The organism is uncultured Brachyspira sp. (assembly GCF_949287625.1).
Lineage (GTDB): Bacteria > Spirochaetota > Brachyspiria > Brachyspirales > Brachyspiraceae > Brachyspira.
The window spans coordinates 1-17,610 of the sequence record NZ_CASEGO010000090.1 but is presented as its reverse complement, the minus strand read 5'-3'; the positions used below and the strand labels follow the sequence as shown (position 1 = coordinate 17,610).

Below are 17,610 nucleotides of genomic sequence, written 5' to 3'. Positions count from 1 at the left end.
TAATTAGTACTATTTAGTATTATTTTTAGATTTGCACTTTTTGCAACTTTTTGCGGCGGGAAAAAGTTGAATAAAAAAATTGACAAACTTAAAAATTTTCAGTAGGAAGTACCGTAGGTATGACGTGGTATAAAAGAACCATACGCTGTTGCCGTAGGCAGGCGAAAGAACTGCATTTGACGAAGTCCACCTCGCTCTGCGTGCCTGTGGCAAGGTGTAGCCTAAATTTCGGGTATTACCATACATTTAATATATATCTTTAAAATATAAAGTTCCGAAGGAAGTGCTGTTAAGTATGGTGTTGGCAAAAACTTTGGCGAAGCCGCAGCAAAAAAGTTGATAATTCTGTATAATGTGCACCAATTGACAAAATGAAATTGTTCCAATATATACTAAATAAATACTAATACATAAACATCGCATCACCGTATGAAAAAAATCTATAATTATTATCTACAGCTGTTTTATAAGCATTCATTATATTATCATAACCAGCAAAGGCACTAACCATAGCAAGCAAAGTTGAATGCGGCGTGTGAAAATTAGTTATAAGAGCATCTACGCATTTAAACTTATAAGGAGGATAAATAAATATATTTGTAGATCCATCAAGTCTTTTGAAATCATAATTATCATATTCGCTTTCTAAAACTCTTGATACTGTAGTTCCGCATGATACTATTCTTCTGCCGTCTTTTTTGGCATTGATTATAATATTGCAGCTATCTTTTGGTATGATAAACTTCTCTTCATGCATAACATGATTGAGCAAATTATCTTCTTTTAAAGGATTAAATGTAGAAAAACCTACATGCAAAGTAACATAGCATACTGTAACACCGATAGACTTTATTTTATCTAAAAGCTCATTAGTAAAATGAAGACCTGAAGTAGGAGAAGCAATACTTCCTTCATTTTTGGCATATACATTTTGATAAAACTCTTTATCATTGCTGTTGTACTCTTCTTCTCCTTTTCTTTTCCTGCTTTGAATTATATATGGAGGAAGCGGAATTTTTCCTATTGTGTCTAAAATATCATTTGTTAATGGTTTTGAAAATTTTATTAATTTAGTGGATATATTATCTTTTTCTATCAATGCCTCAATATTTCCTACATTATCTAAATCAGCGTAATCTAAATATAGCGTATCAGACTCTTTAATATTTTTTCCTTTTATCAAACATTCCCAAGTGCTTTCATCATCATTAACTTTATTAAGAAGGAGTATTTCAGCATTACCGCCTGTAGATTTTTTTGCGTATATTCTTGCTGGTATTACTTTGCTGTCATTTAAAACTAATACATCATCTTTATTTAAATAATTAATAATATCTGCAAATATTTTATGTTCCAGTTTTCCAGTATTTTTATTTAATGTCATTAACCTGCAATGATCTCTTTCATAATTAGGCTCTGTTGCTATTAAATTTTCAGGTAAATAAAAATTGTAGGTTTCTTTATTTAAATAATCTATCATAATTTTAAATCACTCATTTTTATTTAGAATGTTACTATTATCTTTCTCTGTCTTAAAAATTTGGTAAGATTCTTTTTAGTAGTAGAAGATGATTTTACAATAGCATATTCATCGCTTATTTTTTTTATAATAATTCCCTTTCTTTTTGCCTCATAGATAATCTCTTCCAACTTGTTAGCATCTTTAATTATAACAAGCGTAACATTATCATACACATAAGAGATTATCCCTCTGTCATACCATCTTTTTATGCTTGTTTCTACATGTTTAGGCATCTCTACATTACTATCAAGAAGTATATTTTTTAATACAGCTAAAAACTTGTCAAAAGAATATTCTGATATTTCATCACTGATTATAGTTTTTCCTTTTAAAACGCTTTCTTCTGTCATTGTATATGTGTAAACAGTCTCCTGCTTATCGAGTTCAAAATATAAATTGCACATATATATAAAATTATTTGAAAATAAATAATGATTAATTAAAGTAAGTTCAAAATTACCGTTTATAAAACATTTTTTATTATTATCATCAATTATAGGCTTTCTAATAGCTAAAATAGCATTCTCATAAAAAGAAACTTCAGTAAAACCTAATACAAACATAGAATAAATTATATTATTATACATTTCCATAGAAAGAGAAATATTATGTTCTTTTAATTTAACATACAGAGTAGATTTTGAAATACTTCCTTCTTCTAATATATCCAATATTTTTTTATAATAATCATTATAATTTTTATAAATAGTTTTTAATATAAGTTCTTTTCTATAGTCTATAGAATTTGATAAATAATTTTTTATATTATCATATTCCAAAGATATAAAGCCTTTATTATCAAGTTTTATCAAATCTAATTTTGAACATATATTTATTATAACAGAAGGCTCTATATTGTTGGTAAGAAAATTAATATTGATATCATCTATGCATAATTTCTGCACATCACATTCATATATAAATGTATCAATATCATTTAATATATTAAAGTGATTATATATAAATATAGAACTATCAACATTATCTTTCAAGCTCTTTTCCAAATTGGACAAAACATTATTATTATTGATACCTATATAAGTTTTAAGCTCATCACCAAAAAAATAAACCGATACAATATTCGCTTTGCACAAAGCAAATAATTCATCATCATTTATTTTTGATTTATTATAATCAATAATATTTCCATTTTCATATATATTAATTATTTTCTGCAAATATTTTTTATATATATTAGCAGTGTATGGGTAATCTATATAATTAGTAATCTTAATACTTTCTTTTAGTATAATACTTTCTATAATAGGCTTAACATTAGGAAGAAAGTATAAGGTATCATCATGAGAGTTTAATCTTCTTCTTTTTATTTTTAAATAAAGAAGTCCTGATTTTTTTATTTCATCTATATAATTAAAGAAGGCAGGTATTTGTTTTTGTGTATATTTAAGAGAATACGCTATATCTATAGAGTTTAGTTCTTTGCTTTCATTTTTCAGTACATAAAGCACAATATTTTTAGCTTCTTTAGATAAAGCATAAAATTTAAAAGAGACAATAAAAATATTGGAAGATTTTGTTTGCAAATCCTCTATATTTTTTACTTTCCAAATTTTATATAATTCTTTTAAAGTATCTTGAGAAATTTGATCATACATATTGCTATTCTTATTTAATTATAAAGTATTTAAAGAAGCCTTGTTCAACATCATCAGGTCTTTTAGACTGTATCCAAGCAATCATAGGCTGCCCTTTTATATGTCTGTATGGAACAAGTCCCCACATTCTGCTGTCGCAGCTTTGATCTCTATTATCTCCCATCACAAAGAAATAATCCTCTGGAACATTGTATATATATTCATCAGGTCTGTCTTTAGTATTAGGAACATATATATTCATCCAATACCATAATTTTATATCATCGCTTACTATCTCATCATTTATATAAACTTCAAAAGAGCTTAAATCATTATAATAATCAGTTCTATCAACTATCTTTTTAAATATTATAACGTCACCCTTTTTAGGAACATAAATAGGTCCGTAAATATCTATAATAGGTACAAATTCTCTGTCATTTCCATAGAAAAAATATCCCCATTTATCTTCTATTTCATTTCCATTTATAATTATTTTCTTATTCCTAATCTCTACGGTTTCTCCAGCAGTAGCTATAACACGCTTAACAAATTCTTTTCTAGGGTCTAAATCTACAGTTTTAAGCCCCAAAAATAAATTTGCAGGTGCTAAATGCGTACCTCCAGTAAGTTTTTCTCCTATATAGTCTGCAAGCAAAAATCTAGGGTCCCAAGTAAAAGGAGTAAGAGCAAATACCATAACTGGAAGTTTTAAAAATTGAACCAATGGAGAAGGCTCATAATAAGGCATAGCAGACTCGCATCCGAAAGATGCAGAAGGAGGAGCTCTGAATACCACCAAATCCCCCCTTTGAGGTGATTTTATCTTCGGAAGTCTATATCCTAAAAGCCCGTCTGTAAAAGGCAATTTTACTCCGTAAACAAATCTATTTGCAAAGAGTCTGTCTCCGGGCATTATAATAGGTATCATAGAGCCTGTTGGGATTTGATAATTCTGTATTAAAAATGTATTTATAAGAAGTACAATGACTATTGCATATAATATTTCTTTTAATGTATGTTTAAAATTACGGCATTCGCCTATGATTGTTTCTGTAATATTTTTTATAGGATTCTCCATTAATTTAACCCCTTGCAATAATAAATATTGATGTAAAAGTATATAATAAAACTGTTAAAATAGCAATTGTATAATAACTATTATTATAAAAATACTTGTAGTGAAAAATAGTAAAAATTATAATATTATAAAAATATAGATATTGTACTTTTTATTACCATTTTTATGAAATAGTATGAAATTCAGGTGTATTAAGTCATATTAAGATCACTACAGCAGCATACGGTCTCGAAAGACTGTATTTTTATACTAAATTTAATATTTATATTAAAACATAATTATTAGGCTTGTTTCAAAACTACTTGATAAAGTTAATTATGAAAATTATTTAATTTTAAAACTACAAATATAATGTTTTACATGTTGTGTAAATTAGTATTTTAATATATAAATATGCAGTCTTTTTGCTTCTTTGTGCCACACCGAAGGCGGACAGCGTCACAAAAGAAGTGGGGTTTGGGGCAAGAAGTGGGGTTTGGGGCAAAGCCCCAACTATAACTAAAAAAATACTAAATAAAAAAACTAAGTATTAATAAATTTAGTTTTGAAACAAGTCTATTATAATTTTATATTTGTACTTTTTATAGTGTATCATTATTTTTATACTTGAACTTTCGCGAAGCGTATCCGAGCTTTTTGAGGATATAAGGTTCTTTTACGAAGTCTGCCTGCGACCGAAGGAAGTACTGTTAAGTATGGTGTGTGCGGCAAAAAAGTTGATAATTTTGTATAATGTGTATCAATTGGCAAAATAAAATTGTTCCAGTATATACTATTTAATTTTTGGCTATTATATGATACGGAAGAGCTATTAAAAATACACCGCCTATAATATTGCCTATTGTAACAAATAATAAATTGTAAAAATATCCGTATATAGTGAGATTAGGTTCAGAGTTTGTTAATAATCCTACAGCCATAATAGTCATGTTTGCTATGCTGTGTTCATATCCGCTTGTTATAAATGCAAATAAACACCAAAATATCATTATTAGTTTTCCGCTGTCAGATTTGCATCTGAAACTGCACCAAACTGCAAGACATACCAAAGTATTGCATAATATTCCTCTAAATAATAATACCTGAGGACTTAAAGTCATTTTTGTTAAAGAGGTATTTGCTATAAAACTTCCTATATCTCCGCCTGCAAGACCAGTTAAATAAAATAAAACAGATACTAATACAGCACCTATCAAATTACCTATATAGCTTACAATCCAAACTTTAATAAGATTAATAAATGATGTCTTTTTATTTAAAACTCCTACAGTCATAATCAGGTTATTACCAGTAAATAATTCAGCACCCGCAATTATTACAGAGCTTAAAGCTATACCGAAAGATACTCCCATTATTATTTTAGTACCTTTAAAATCACCGAGTAATCCGCCTATAGAAAATATGAGAAGTATTCCAAGACCTACATATATTCCGGCAAGCATTGAAGATATAAAATATCCCAAAATATTATTATTAATCAAATTTGATTTTGATATTGAAGCATTACATACAGCATTTAATTCATCTTTATACATAGAATACTCCTGATAATATTCTTAAAAAATGTCATTAATAAAAATTTTACTTTATAGTTTCGTCAATAGCATTAAGAATTTTTATAAGTATATAAAATATTTTTTTTATATTATTTATAAGTTTTATTAATTTATGATATATAGTATAATTTTTATAAAAAATTGGAGTGTATAGTATATGAAAGAAAGAGAAAAACTAGGAAGCAGATTCGGCTTTATACTGGTATCTGCAGGCTGTGCTGTAGGAATGGGAAATGTTTGGAGATTTCCATATATTACAGGACAATACGGAGGAGGAGCTTTCGTAATACTGTATATTATATCTATAATTATTTTGGGTGTTGCTCCTATGGTAATGGAATTTGCTGTGGGAAGAGCAGGAGGACATGATATAGCAACATCATTTGAAAGATTAGAAAAAAAGGGGCATAATTGGCATAAAATAGGATATATACAAATATTAGGTAATGTTATACTTATGCTTTTTTATACTACTATATGCGGCTGGTGTTTATCATATTTTTATTTTATGCTTTCTGGAAAATTTGAAAATCTTAACGCTGATGAAGTAGGAAATTTTTTTAACAGTGTTTTAGCAAGTGCCCCCACTTTAACATTATGGATGGGTATTAGCCTTCTTATTGGTATTATTATATGTTCTTTCGGATTGGAGAAAGGAGTTGAGAGGGCAAGTAAGTTTATGATGATATCTCTATTTGGGCTTTTAATACTTCTTATAATACGTTCGCTCACTTTAAAAGGTGCTGTTGAAGGTTTAAAATTTTATTTAGTTCCAGATTTAAATAAATTATTTGGAAACGGTTTAACAGGTTTTATAGGAATTTTCTATGCGGCTATTGGTCAGGCATTTTTCTCTTTAAGTGTAGGACAGGGAGGAATGGCAATATTTGGAAGCTATATAGATAAAAAACAATCACTTACTGGAGAGGCATTAATAATAATTGCATTAGATACAATAGTAGCCTTATTTGCAGGGCTTGTAGTTTTTCCAGCTTGTTTTGCCTTTAATGTAAATCCGGGGGAAGGTGCTGGGCTTGCTTTTGTTACTCTTCCTAATATATTTAACTCTATGCCTTTAGGAAGATTATGGGGGGCTTTATTTTTCTTATTCCTAGCTATGGCTGCTCTTACTACTATAATAGGGGTATTAGAAAATATATATTCTTTTATTATGGATAAATTTAAGTTTACAAGAAAAAAAACTTCTATTATTTTATTTATATCATTATTTATATTAAGCCTTCCTACAACATTAGGTTTCAACATATTATCAAATATACAGCCTTTAGGAGAAAATACTGTTATAATGGATTTGCTTGATTTTATAGTAAGCAATAATATTCTTCCTTTAGGTGCTTTGGTAACATTATTTTTCTGTACAAGAGATTTCGGCTGGGGCTTTGAAAATTTTATAAAAGAAGCAAATACTGGAGAAGGTATTAAATTCCCGCGTCAGTTAAGATTCTATATAAGCTATATACTTCCTTTTATAGTACTTGCAATATTTTTATATGAATATATTAATAGGTTTTTCTTAAAATAATAAATATTAATTTAAAATTATTTTATAAAAAATTATATATTGTTGCTATGGCAACTGATTTTTATAGATAAATGTTAGATAATATGAACAAAACTAAATAAGAATTTTATTTAAGGAGAATAAATGCAAAAATTCATTGATAATATAGATTATAAAAAAGTTACGGCATTAAAAGATTTAGTAGAAATAAAACCTAATTCTATATCAGCATTATCATTAGTTGATAGAAAAAGTTTAATAATAAAAATAATATCTGCGGATAAAGCATCAGAAATACCTACACACTCAAGCACAGGAGATGTTTTAGTTACTGTACTTGAAGGTAAAGCAGAAATAACAGTTGACGGAGAAAAATTTGAAGTTGCAGCTGAAAAGTCAATAACAATTCCAGCCAATGCTCCGCATTCTTTAAAGGCTATAGAGGCATTTAAAGTATTAGTTATGCAGATAAAATCCGAATAACCCTAAATAAATTCATAATTGCGGCATGGGATACTTTTTCTCATGCCGTTATTTTTTATACTGTAAAAGAAAACAATAAAAAATATTCATTAAATATTGTAAAGACTGTTTAAATTTAATAAAAATAATATATTATTAGGATATATTATTTTTATAGGAATGAAATTATGGGAAAAATAAAAAATGTCTTCACAATGGCAATATTGCATCTTATCAATAGTTTAACAAACTTCTCTTTGAGAGTTCTGCCTGTTTTTATAATAATTCTTGTATTATTAAAACTATCAAAAGTATTGATTGATTTAAATTGGTATGCAGTATTAAGCATAGTATTATTGGAAGTAATACTTATAATATTTTCTATTTCTTTTAATGCTGTATTTTTCAAAAAACAGAAAGATAATAAAAATGAAAGTAATGAAAATCAGAACAATGAAAATAATGAAAGTACTGAAATAGCAGTAAAAGAAAATAAACTTCCTATATTAAATGCTGCTGCTGCTTTTTTTGCTTTTTTAGGAATTATATTTGTAATATTAAAATTATTTAAAGCGGTTGATTGGAATTGGGTATGGGTATTATCTCCATTATGGCTTTCAACTGCATTGGTAATATTAATATTAATTATATGTATTATAGTGTTTATTGTATCAGCTTTAAGCAAAAAAAATAAAGCAGATAATATTGACAATAGCTCATCAGAAAAACAAGAAGAAGTAGAAAATAATAATGCAGAAAATAAGGTTAACAATAGTCAAGAAAAAACAGATAATGAAATAAATAATAATGAAATCAGTGATGATAACAAAACAAATGAAGAGAATAATAAATAATATATAATAAATAAAAATACGGATTAATTTATGGAAAATATTTTATTAAACATAGTTTTTACAGCTGCAGGTATATTATTATTATATCTGGGCGGAACATATATTGTAGACGGCAGCGTTATGGTAGCAAACAGATTAAAAATACCTCCTATAGTTATAGGGCTTACAGTGGTTGCTATGGGTACATCTATGCCTGAGCTTTTTGTAAGTTTATTCGGAGCTTTAAGAGGAGAGAGTGCCATTGCTGTTGGTAATGTTATAGGAAGTAATATATTTAATGTGGTATTTGTACTTGGAGTTTCCGCTTTATTTATGAATATGTCTGCTGGTAAAAAATCATATTATGTTTCTATGATTTCTATGTTTATAATGTATATAGCTTTAGGATTAATGCTTTTTAATATAGAGACAAAAAGATTAAGCGGAGATAAAATATCTATAATAGAGGGCATTATACTGTTAATTTTACTATGTATATACGTTTATTATCTCTACAATGTAATATCAAAAGACAAAGATGAATTAGCAGCTTTTGAAAAAGAGGTTTCATCATCAACCAAAACACATTCTATATCGAGAGCTATATTTAAAATAATAATTGCAATATTAGCACTTGCATTTGGTTCTGATGTATTTATTAAAGGAGTTACTGGAATATTTAGAAATTTCTTAAGCGAGCATATAATAGGATTTATAGTTGTAGCTGTAGGAACGAGTATACCAGAACTTGTTACAAGTGTTATAGCTGCTATCAAGAAAGAGGCTGATATATCTATAGGAAACATAGTAGGAAGCAATATATTTAATGTAGGGGGAGTTTTAGGTATATCATCTATGGCTTCATTAAAATTCGGCGGTATAATATTAAGCAATACTCAGGATTATTTAATGGACTTTTCTATTATGGTATTTGCTGGTCTTTTACTTCTTTTATTTACAATTAAAGGAAAAAGTTTAGGAAAAGTTAAAGGAATAATATTTTTAATTATATATATAGGATATGTAGCATATTTGCTTAAAACTACATCTGTATCTTAATAATAATTAAAAAGTATTGTTTACTTTTATAATTTTTAATTGTTTTATTATTAAAACATATTTTAAGGAAACATGATGAATAAATTATACATGATAATACTATGTTTTATTATGCTTGTATCATGCTCTAACAATAAAATAAATTGGGAAAATGATTTTGATAAGGCTATAGAAAAATCAAAATCTGAAAATAAACCAATAATGATGGATATTTATACTGATTGGTGCGGTGCATGCAAGGAAATGGATAAAACTACATTTAAAAATAAAGAAGTATCAGATTATACTGCAAATTTTATAGCATTAAAATTTAATCCTGAGAAATCAAGCAATGGAGATAATTTCTTAAAAAAATATAATATACCCGGATTTCCTACAATGCTTTTTATGAACAGCGACGGATTTGTTATAAAAAGAATAATTGGGTATATAGAAAGTGATGAGTTAATAAATGAAATGAGAAGCATAAAACAAAAAGAAGAAAATATAAAAAATGCTTTTAAAGATGAAACACCTAGCATAGAAAAACTTGATATATATATAGATTCTGGATATGCTAAAGAGGCTTCAGATATGTATGATATACTAATTAAAGAAAATAAAATACCTGAAGATAATATAACTAAATATATGTCAAAAATTGCTGTTATGCTTTTAGATAATGATGATTATGAAAATGGTATGAGATATTTTAATGAAATTATTGATAAATATAATAATCAAAAGGAAGTTTATATAGCACATTATTATAAAGCACTTGATATGATAGTTAATAATGGACAAACTAATGAAGGAATAAAATATATAGAAAATCTTACTAATGAAGTGCCTGAAGATATAAAAGAACAATATATAAACTTAATAGATTATTTTAATTTAAGCGAATAATATTATTAAAAAAATATTTTACAATAAAATTAATAAACGGAGTCTAATTATGAATAAAAAAATATTAATTGTATTAATAACTGTATTATCTGTTATATCATGCAATAAAGCTAATGCTGAAATAAAATGGGAAAAAGATTTAGCTTCAGCAATGAAAAAAGCAAAAGAAAAAAATCTTCCCATAATGATAGATGTTTATACTGATTGGTGTACTTGGTGTAAGGAGCTTGATAAAAATACTTATGCCAATAAAGAAGTTATAGATATGGCAAAAAAAATGGTATCTGTAAAATTAAATCCAGAAACTTCAAAAGAGGGTGCTGAAATAGCTCAGAGATACGGAGTTCAGGGATTTCCTACAATATTATTTATAAGTGCTGACGGTTTTGTATTAGAAAATATAGGCGGATATGTTGAAGGAGAAAAGTTCGTACCTTATATGAAAAATGCTATAGAAAAGCTAAACAAAATTAATATAGTTTTAGCAAGTAAAGAGCCTAGTTTGGAAAAGCTTGATTTGTATTTAGAATCTGGAAATGAAGAAGAGGCAAAAAAAATATATGATATATTAATGGATAAAAAAGCCATATCTAATGAAGCTATGGCTAAATATTTGCTTGGTTTCGGACTTATAAAGGCACAGAAAAGAGATTATGAAAAAGCAAATGAGTATTTTGATAATATAATAAAAAACTATCCTAAATCAGAAGAAGTTTATGTGGCTCATTATTATAAAGTTGTAATTATGGCATTAGCTGGAGAAAAAGACGAACCTAAAAAATATTTAGAAAAATTAATTGATGACCCTAAAGTTCCTGCTAATATGAAAGCTCAATATGAGAGTTTGCTTTCTTATATTAATGAAAAAAATTAATTGATTGTTTGATTTTTAATATTTTTTTAAAGAGATGTTTTTTATAAAGCATCTCTTTTTTAATATAAAAATTATAGTTTAATATTTCTAAATTACTTAAACAAACTTTGACAATTTATTCTTATTTTAGTATAATATCTTTATGGAAAAGAAATTAAATACAAAACAAATAAAATATTTCAATCCTTTGAATGATTATTTCATAAGATACCTATTTACTGATAAAGGAAGTAGCGAGTCTATACTTTTGGATTTTATTAATTCTATAATGATTAATGCTAATATGAAGACTTTTCGCTCTGTTGAAATTCTCACTCCATTTAATTTAAAGAAAAATAGGAATTTAAAAGAGACCATAGTCGATGTTAAATGTATTACTCAAAATGGTTCTGTTGTTATTATAGAAATTCAGCTTCAAGGCAATTCAAGATTTCCAGAACGCATACTTTATTACTGGGCTGCTAATTACAGTAAATTATTAAAACATGGTGAAAGATACGATGAATTAACTCCTGTAATAAGTATTAATCTTCTCAATTTTAATTTAGATAAAACTAAAAATATACATTCCTGCTATATGCTTTATGAGATGAATAATAAAAAGTTATTAACAGATCATTTACAGATACATATAATAGAATTAAAAAAGTTTAAGAAAAACTTATTATCTAAAGATTTAAATTACTGGCTCAAAATATTTACAAGCAAAAATTTGGAGGTATCTATGTCTGAAATAGTAAAAGAAAAACCCATAATGGAAGAAGTGCAGAAAAAATATAATAATTTTGTAAAAAGCAGATTGATGATGATGGAATATGAGAAAAAAGAAGCATATCTATATGGTAATCAAATAATGCTTGATGAGGAGAGAAGATTAGGAATAGAAGAAGGAATTAAGAAAGGTAAAGAAGAAGGTATAAAAGAAGGTATAAAAGAAGGTATAAAAGAAGGTATAAAAGAAGGTATAAAAGAAGGTATAGAAAAAGGAGAAATTAATAAGGCAAAAAGCATAGCATTAAAACTAAAAAATATGAATATGGATAATAAAGAAATATCAAAAATAACTGGACTAAGTTTAGAGGATATAGAAAAGATTTAAAATATGGTTAGCATAATAATACCTGTTTATAATGTTTCAAATTATTTGAAAACTTGTTTGGAAAGCGTTATTAATCAAACTTATAAAGATTTAGAAATAATATGTATTAATGACGGCTCTTATGACAATTCACTTGAAATATTAAAAGAATATGCTTCTAAAGACAAAAGAATAATAATAATAGATAAAAAAAATGCAGGGGTATCTGCAGCTAGAAATGACGGTATAGAAAGAGCAAATGGCGAATATATATTTTGTATGGACAGTGATGACTATATAGATAATGATTTTATTGAAGTTTTTTATAACAATGCTGAAAAAAATAACAGCGATTTAGTGGTATTAAGTACTTTTTGGAACTTAGATAAAAGAGTTAATAAAGATTATCATTCAGCACTTCCTACTTGGTCAATGTTTATAAAAAGATCAATATTAGATAATTATAAATATTTAAGATACCCTATTAATCTTCACCCTGGGGAAGACGGTATATTTTCTCATGAACTTTTAATGTATACAAAAAATGTTAGCTTTGAATATAATACCAATTATCATTATATTAAAAGAGCAGGACAATCTACAGATAATACAGAAAAAAATATAAAAAAATTATCTGATGATATAAAAAAATATTTAGAAATATTAGAAGACTTCTACACTAAATATAATTTTTGGGAAAGTAAATCATTATCATTTGCAAAATATATAGAAGGTGAAGCATTTTTAGCTTTTAGAACAAAAAATTTTAAAGTGGAAGATGAAAGAAAAGTTTTTTATACTATAAAAAATACTTTAAATAAAGTTATAAAAAATATAAATAAAGAAGATTATAATAAATATTTTTCTAAAGAGTTTATTATTTTTATAGAATCAAATACGATTAAAGAATATTACAAGAAAATAAAATCTAAATATAATTATATAAGGTTTACAATATTTGGTAAAGATGTATCAATACGATATAGCGAAAACAGATATAAATATTATAAAAATGATACTATATAAACATATATTTTTTTATAAAAAATTAATGATAAAAATGTTTAACATAAACGTATATAATCCGTTTATTATATATAATATTTTTTATATAACATAATGGGGTATTATTATATATGACAAAACATATTTTTATAGTAATTTTCATATTGACTGGACTTTTATATTCTCAGTCAAAATATGATATTAACAAGGAAGAAGACAGACTTTTTATATATGCTGAACATGGCAATTATGAAGGTGCAAAAGAATTGATTGAGTCTGGTGTTGATGTTAATATACTTGATAAGGATAAAATATCACCTATTATGCTTGCTTCATTTAACGGGCATAACAATATAGTAAAATTACTTATAGAATACGGTGCGGATATAAATATTTCTAATATATTCGGATATAATGCTGTTATGGCAGCTGCGGCAAACGGGCATATAGATGTTTTTAATACACTACTTGAAAACAAGGCCGACATTAATCAAATAAATAATGATGGAAATAATATTCTTATAGAATCATGCATTAAAGGAAATGAAGATATTATAAAAAAAATTATATCACTTAATATAGATATAAACTATAAAAATAATATAGGATACACAGCATTAATACAATCTGTCATCAGCGGTCATAAAGATATTGTAAGTATTTTACTTGAAAATAATGCTGATTCTGATATTGTAAGCAATGATGGTAAAAATGCTTTAATGTTTGCTGTTATAAGGGAAAATATAGAAATAGTAAAAATGTTATTGGAATATGGTGCTGATATCAATATAATCGATGATACTTCAAATACTGCCTTAGATTATGCGTATAATACAAATAATGAAAAAATTATTAATCTAATTGAAAAATATAACGAAAATATTTAAATTCAAAAAAAATTCTTATTTAGTTATCATATTTATTTTTTTTTATAAAACTCAATCCGATAAATAACCTACTAATATCAGGATTTGATGATGGAACAAGAGCATAATTTTATAAAAAATGATGAAAGTTATGAATATGCAAATGAAAAGCTATCTTCAAATGGTATTATGTTAACAATTATACTATTTATAGCTGTAATAATAGCTGGAATATGTTTATGGATATATAATTCAAATACTGTAACTCAAAATACTGCATACTCAAATATAAACACCAATTTTTATACAAATATGGTAATAAGCAATAAAAATGATATTCTGAACAGAAACAATATAAAAAAGAACTTAGATTATCTAATGGATATAAAATATGATGAGTATATTAATAGTTTTAATTCGTTTTTGGATAATAATCAATTTATAAACAGTTTGGATACAAGGACTGTTGTTATTGTTTTTATTTCGGCATTAGCAACAATTATAGTTGGAACATTATTATTTAGAGGCAGTTCTGATAAAAAACAAGGATATGATGATATTAATATAAAAGATAATATAAGTAATGATGAAGAAAATAATAATGAAAATAAAGAAATTTATTCTGAAGGAATATCAATAGATAATGACAATAAAATTATTAATACAAATTATGACGGCGATAAACTTGTATTAAAAAATGATTACTATAAATACAATAAAAAAGGAGACAATGTTTTTTGGAATGTTGTAAAAAAGAATAAAAACTCTGAAGAGAATCTTGATATTAATGAATTATCACTTATGGCTATAAAAGAAGTTGAAAATGGAAATGATGATAATGCTATAAGTATATATACAAGGATACTGAACTCAAATGATAACAATACAGCCGTATTAAAAAGCAGAGCATTACTATTCAGTAAAAAATATCAGGAAACTTCAGATGATAAATATTTTAATGCCGCTTTGAAAGATTATAATAAAATTATGGATATTAATAACTTTAATGAAGAAAGCAATATTGATGTATTAAAGGATAGATCCGTTCTATATACAAAAAAATATCATTATACAGCTGATGAAAATTATTTTACCCTTGCATTAAATGATTATAAAAGAGCAGTTGAAGATAATAATAATACAGATGATTTAAGTACTTTGCTTATATATTCTGATCTCTATAATGAAAAATATAAAAACACAAAGGATAAAAAATATTTCGATATGTCATTAGATAATTATAATAAGGCTTTGAATATTGATAAAAACAACACTTCAATATATATAAACAGAGGCTGGCTATATTTAATAGACTATAAAATAAATAATGACATTAACAGTTTGGATAATGCCCAAAAAGATATAGAATACGGACTTAATATTGAAAGGAATAATTTTTATCTTTTAAATAATAAAGGTATAGTATCCCTTTACAGATATAAAGTGGAAAAACAGGTAAAAGATTTAAAAGAATCTGAATATAATTTTTTACAATCTATAAAAAACAATAAATCAAAATCTGTATTAGCAGAAAGTTATTATTATTTATCATTAGTTTATGATGAATATTCAAAATTAACAACAATTACTGCAGAAAAGATGAAGGAATATACAGAAAAAAGCAATCATTATTTAGAAGAATCAAGAAAATTAGGATACAAAATATTAAATACAGAGGCAGCAAAATAAATATTTACTGTCCGCTAATTCTGCTGCATATTCCTTCTACAGTGATATTATATTCATATGTATTTTCTATGTTTAGAAGATGTCCTGCATTTTCTATTATAAATATGTCTTTATCTGGAGCTTTTATCTGTTTATAATATTCCTGCACTGTTACAGTGGGCACTTGCCAATCATTTTTACCGCATATAAAAAATATCGGTATATTAAAATTAGTAAATTTGCTTGTATCATAATCTAGTAAATAATATATTATATTTTTGTTTAATGTTAATGGACTAAAATTAAACATATCTTTAAATGAATATATAGGACTTTGTTTTATAATCTTTTTTAATTTATCTTGTCCTTCATAATATCCAGCCAATTTATATTCAGCCTGCACTTCTCTGAAACTTTTAAACAAATCAAAAACATTGTTCTTATTTATATTAAAAGGATAATTTTTTAATTTACACATTTTGTCAATATATTTTTTACTGCCGCTTTTTTTAACTAAATCAAAACAATAATCAAATCCTATTTTCTCACCTGTTTTGAAATTAACAACCTGACCCATTCCAATATATGCTGAAACTATGTTAGGATATTTTTTTATAAACTCAATACCTAAAACACTTCCAAAAGAATGACCTAGTAAAATAATATATTTTGACTTGTATTTTTCTTTTACATAATTAATAGTTTCTTTCAAATCTAATAATAAGTTTTCTATTGTTATATCATTTTCTTTTGATTTATTTTTTGACTGAGTTTTTCCAGCTCCTCTTTGATCATAATATATTAAATTATAATTTTGAGTTTTTGAATGCATTTTATATAAAAAATATGCCTCACTTTCACCAGGTCCGCCATGCAGAAATATTAATGATGTATTTGATCTTTTAGGATAATGTATAAAATACTCTTCTATGCCATTTATTTTTATATACTCTTCAAAAAATATATCCATAATAATAAACTTTTGCTTTAATATTTTAAATATTTTAATTTTAATTAACTAAAAAGTAAAGCCCTATAATAACTATAATGTTTATTTTAAAAATACTTTATATAATTTTTTGCATACATATATTAATATTATCATACAATAATTTTAATAATTATAGTTTTTAATTAATATATACCTAAACAATTATAATTTGTCAAAAAATTATTTTTTTTAATTTTAAATATTTGCAGGGCTTTGCCCACCACTCTGTGTGCTACGCAGCACCCCAGTTCTTTTGTGACGCTGTCCGTGCCGTAGCCATGTGTGCCACAAAGAAGCAGGCACAGCCCGCCCGCTCTGCGTACCTTCGGTAGCGAAAGGCTTTATTTTAGGTTAAATTTAATAATTTATTCTACATGTAATACATAATTAGTACTATTTAGTATTATTTTTATATTTGCACTTTTTGCAACTTTTTGCGGCGGGAAAAAGTTGAATAAAAAAATTGACAAACTTAAAAATCTTTAGTATATACCTAAACAAATACAGTTTGTCAAAAAATAAATTTTTTAAATTTTGATATTTGCAGGGCTTTGCCCCGCACCCCAGTTCTTTTATTGGTATAAAAGAACCAAAAGAACTGCATTTTTAG

General features: G+C 25.8%; 15 protein-coding genes. 10 read left to right on the top strand and 5 right to left on the bottom strand.

All coding sequences use genetic code 11. The annotated features are described in order from the left end of the window. Positions 1 to 403 precede the first annotated feature (403 nt). From queA to Q1X91_RS12045, 4 genes are all read right to left on the bottom strand, one after another. Positions 404 to 1,480: a tRNA preQ1(34) S-adenosylmethionine ribosyltransferase-isomerase QueA gene (gene queA / locus Q1X91_RS12060; RefSeq protein ID WP_300757798.1), complete on the bottom strand. Its 1,077-nt coding sequence runs from the start codon at positions 1,478 to 1,480 to the stop codon at positions 404 to 406. A 23-nt stretch (positions 1,481 to 1,503) separates the two neighbouring features. After that, entirely contained in the window at positions 1,504 to 3,138 is a 1,635-nt protein-coding gene (locus Q1X91_RS12055) for a hypothetical protein (protein WP_300757796.1), read from the bottom strand. Positions 3,139 to 3,148: 10 nt separating this feature from the next. Further along, complete coding sequence (gene lepB, locus Q1X91_RS12050) at positions 3,149 to 4,198, bottom strand: signal peptidase I (RefSeq protein ID WP_300757794.1); 1,050 nt, start codon at positions 4,196 to 4,198, stop codon at positions 3,149 to 3,151. A 776-nt stretch (positions 4,199 to 4,974) separates the two neighbouring features. Then, the gene (locus Q1X91_RS12045) at positions 4,975 to 5,733 is read right to left on the bottom strand and encodes a formate/nitrite transporter family protein (protein ID WP_300757791.1); all 759 of its coding nucleotides are present in this window, start codon (positions 5,731 to 5,733) and stop codon (positions 4,975 to 4,977) included. A 178-nt stretch (positions 5,734 to 5,911) separates the two neighbouring features. Between Q1X91_RS12045 and Q1X91_RS12040 the strand changes: the two genes are divergently transcribed. From Q1X91_RS12040 to Q1X91_RS11995, 10 genes are all read left to right on the top strand, one after another. Further along, the gene (locus Q1X91_RS12040) at positions 5,912 to 7,297 is read left to right on the top strand and encodes a sodium-dependent transporter (protein ID WP_300757788.1); all 1,386 of its coding nucleotides are present in this window, start codon (positions 5,912 to 5,914) and stop codon (positions 7,295 to 7,297) included. Positions 7,298 to 7,420: 123 nt separating this feature from the next. Then, complete coding sequence (locus tag Q1X91_RS12035) at positions 7,421 to 7,759, top strand: cupin domain-containing protein (protein WP_300757785.1); 339 nt, start codon at positions 7,421 to 7,423, stop codon at positions 7,757 to 7,759. Positions 7,760 to 7,926: 167 nt separating this feature from the next. After that, complete coding sequence (locus Q1X91_RS12030) at positions 7,927 to 8,592, top strand: hypothetical protein (RefSeq protein ID WP_300757782.1); 666 nt, start codon at positions 7,927 to 7,929, stop codon at positions 8,590 to 8,592. A 30-nt stretch (positions 8,593 to 8,622) separates the two neighbouring features. Then, positions 8,623 to 9,630 carry a calcium/sodium antiporter gene (locus Q1X91_RS12025; RefSeq protein ID WP_300757779.1) on the top strand — a complete coding sequence of 336 codons (1,008 nt, stop codon included), beginning with the start codon at positions 8,623 to 8,625 and terminating at the stop codon, positions 9,628 to 9,630. Between the two features lie 75 nt (positions 9,631 to 9,705). Continuing rightward, a complete protein-coding gene (locus Q1X91_RS12020) occupies positions 9,706 to 10,518 on the top strand; it encodes a thioredoxin fold domain-containing protein (RefSeq protein WP_300757776.1) in 813 nt (270 codons plus the stop codon). A gap of 49 nt (positions 10,519 to 10,567) precedes the next feature. Next, a complete protein-coding gene (locus Q1X91_RS12015) occupies positions 10,568 to 11,392 on the top strand; it encodes a thioredoxin fold domain-containing protein (RefSeq protein ID WP_300757773.1) in 825 nt (274 codons plus the stop codon). 142 nt (positions 11,393 to 11,534) lie between these two features. Then, a complete protein-coding gene (locus Q1X91_RS12010) occupies positions 11,535 to 12,491 on the top strand; it encodes an Rpn family recombination-promoting nuclease/putative transposase (protein ID WP_300757771.1) in 957 nt (318 codons plus the stop codon). Positions 12,492 to 12,494: 3 nt separating this feature from the next. Continuing rightward, positions 12,495 to 13,496, top strand: a complete 1,002-nt coding sequence (locus Q1X91_RS12005; RefSeq protein WP_300757768.1) for a glycosyltransferase family 2 protein — start codon at positions 12,495 to 12,497, stop codon at positions 13,494 to 13,496. A 110-nt stretch (positions 13,497 to 13,606) separates the two neighbouring features. Then, complete coding sequence (locus Q1X91_RS12000; RefSeq protein WP_300757765.1) at positions 13,607 to 14,362, top strand: ankyrin repeat domain-containing protein; 756 nt, start codon at positions 13,607 to 13,609, stop codon at positions 14,360 to 14,362. Between the two features lie 90 nt (positions 14,363 to 14,452). Continuing rightward, positions 14,453 to 16,030, top strand: coding sequence for a hypothetical protein (locus Q1X91_RS11995; protein ID WP_300757763.1), 1,578 nt, complete (start codon positions 14,453 to 14,455; stop codon positions 16,028 to 16,030). A gap of 4 nt (positions 16,031 to 16,034) precedes the next feature. Here Q1X91_RS11995 and Q1X91_RS11990 read toward each other — a convergent pair whose 3' ends face one another. Then, positions 16,035 to 16,979, bottom strand: coding sequence for an alpha/beta hydrolase (locus Q1X91_RS11990; RefSeq protein WP_300757762.1), 945 nt, complete (start codon positions 16,977 to 16,979; stop codon positions 16,035 to 16,037). Positions 16,980 to 17,610: the final 631 nt, after the last annotated feature.

Excerpts from the sequence above, each read along its gene's own strand:
- Q1X91_RS12040 (WP_300757788.1), top strand. The coding sequence starts at position 5,912 with ATGAAAGAAAGAGAAAAACTAGGAAGCAGATTCGGCTTTATACTGGTA.
- Q1X91_RS12010 (WP_300757771.1), top strand. The coding sequence starts at position 11,535 with ATGGAAAAGAAATTAAATACAAAACAAATAAAATATTTCAATCCTTTG.
- Q1X91_RS12020 (WP_300757776.1), top strand. The coding sequence starts at position 9,706 with ATGAATAAATTATACATGATAATACTATGTTTTATTATGCTTGTATCA.
- Q1X91_RS12035 (WP_300757785.1), top strand. The coding sequence starts at position 7,421 with ATGCAAAAATTCATTGATAATATAGATTATAAAAAAGTTACGGCATTA.
- Q1X91_RS12045 (WP_300757791.1), bottom strand. The coding sequence starts at position 5,733 with ATGTATAAAGATGAATTAAATGCTGTATGTAATGCTTCAATATCAAAA.
- Q1X91_RS12025 (WP_300757779.1), top strand. The coding sequence starts at position 8,623 with ATGGAAAATATTTTATTAAACATAGTTTTTACAGCTGCAGGTATATTA.
- Q1X91_RS12005 (WP_300757768.1), top strand. The coding sequence starts at position 12,495 with ATGGTTAGCATAATAATACCTGTTTATAATGTTTCAAATTATTTGAAA.
- Q1X91_RS11990 (WP_300757762.1), bottom strand. The coding sequence starts at position 16,979 with ATGGATATATTTTTTGAAGAGTATATAAAAATAAATGGCATAGAAGAG.
- lepB (WP_300757794.1), bottom strand. The coding sequence starts at position 4,198 with ATGGAGAATCCTATAAAAAATATTACAGAAACAATCATAGGCGAATGC.
- Q1X91_RS12000 (WP_300757765.1), top strand. The coding sequence starts at position 13,607 with ATGACAAAACATATTTTTATAGTAATTTTCATATTGACTGGACTTTTA.
- Q1X91_RS12015 (WP_300757773.1), top strand. The coding sequence starts at position 10,568 with ATGAATAAAAAAATATTAATTGTATTAATAACTGTATTATCTGTTATA.
- Q1X91_RS12055 (WP_300757796.1), bottom strand. The coding sequence starts at position 3,138 with ATGTATGATCAAATTTCTCAAGATACTTTAAAAGAATTATATAAAATT.
- Q1X91_RS12030 (WP_300757782.1), top strand. The coding sequence starts at position 7,927 with ATGGGAAAAATAAAAAATGTCTTCACAATGGCAATATTGCATCTTATC.
- queA (WP_300757798.1), bottom strand. The coding sequence starts at position 1,480 with ATGATAGATTATTTAAATAAAGAAACCTACAATTTTTATTTACCTGAA.
- Q1X91_RS11995 (WP_300757763.1), top strand. The coding sequence starts at position 14,453 with ATGGAACAAGAGCATAATTTTATAAAAAATGATGAAAGTTATGAATAT.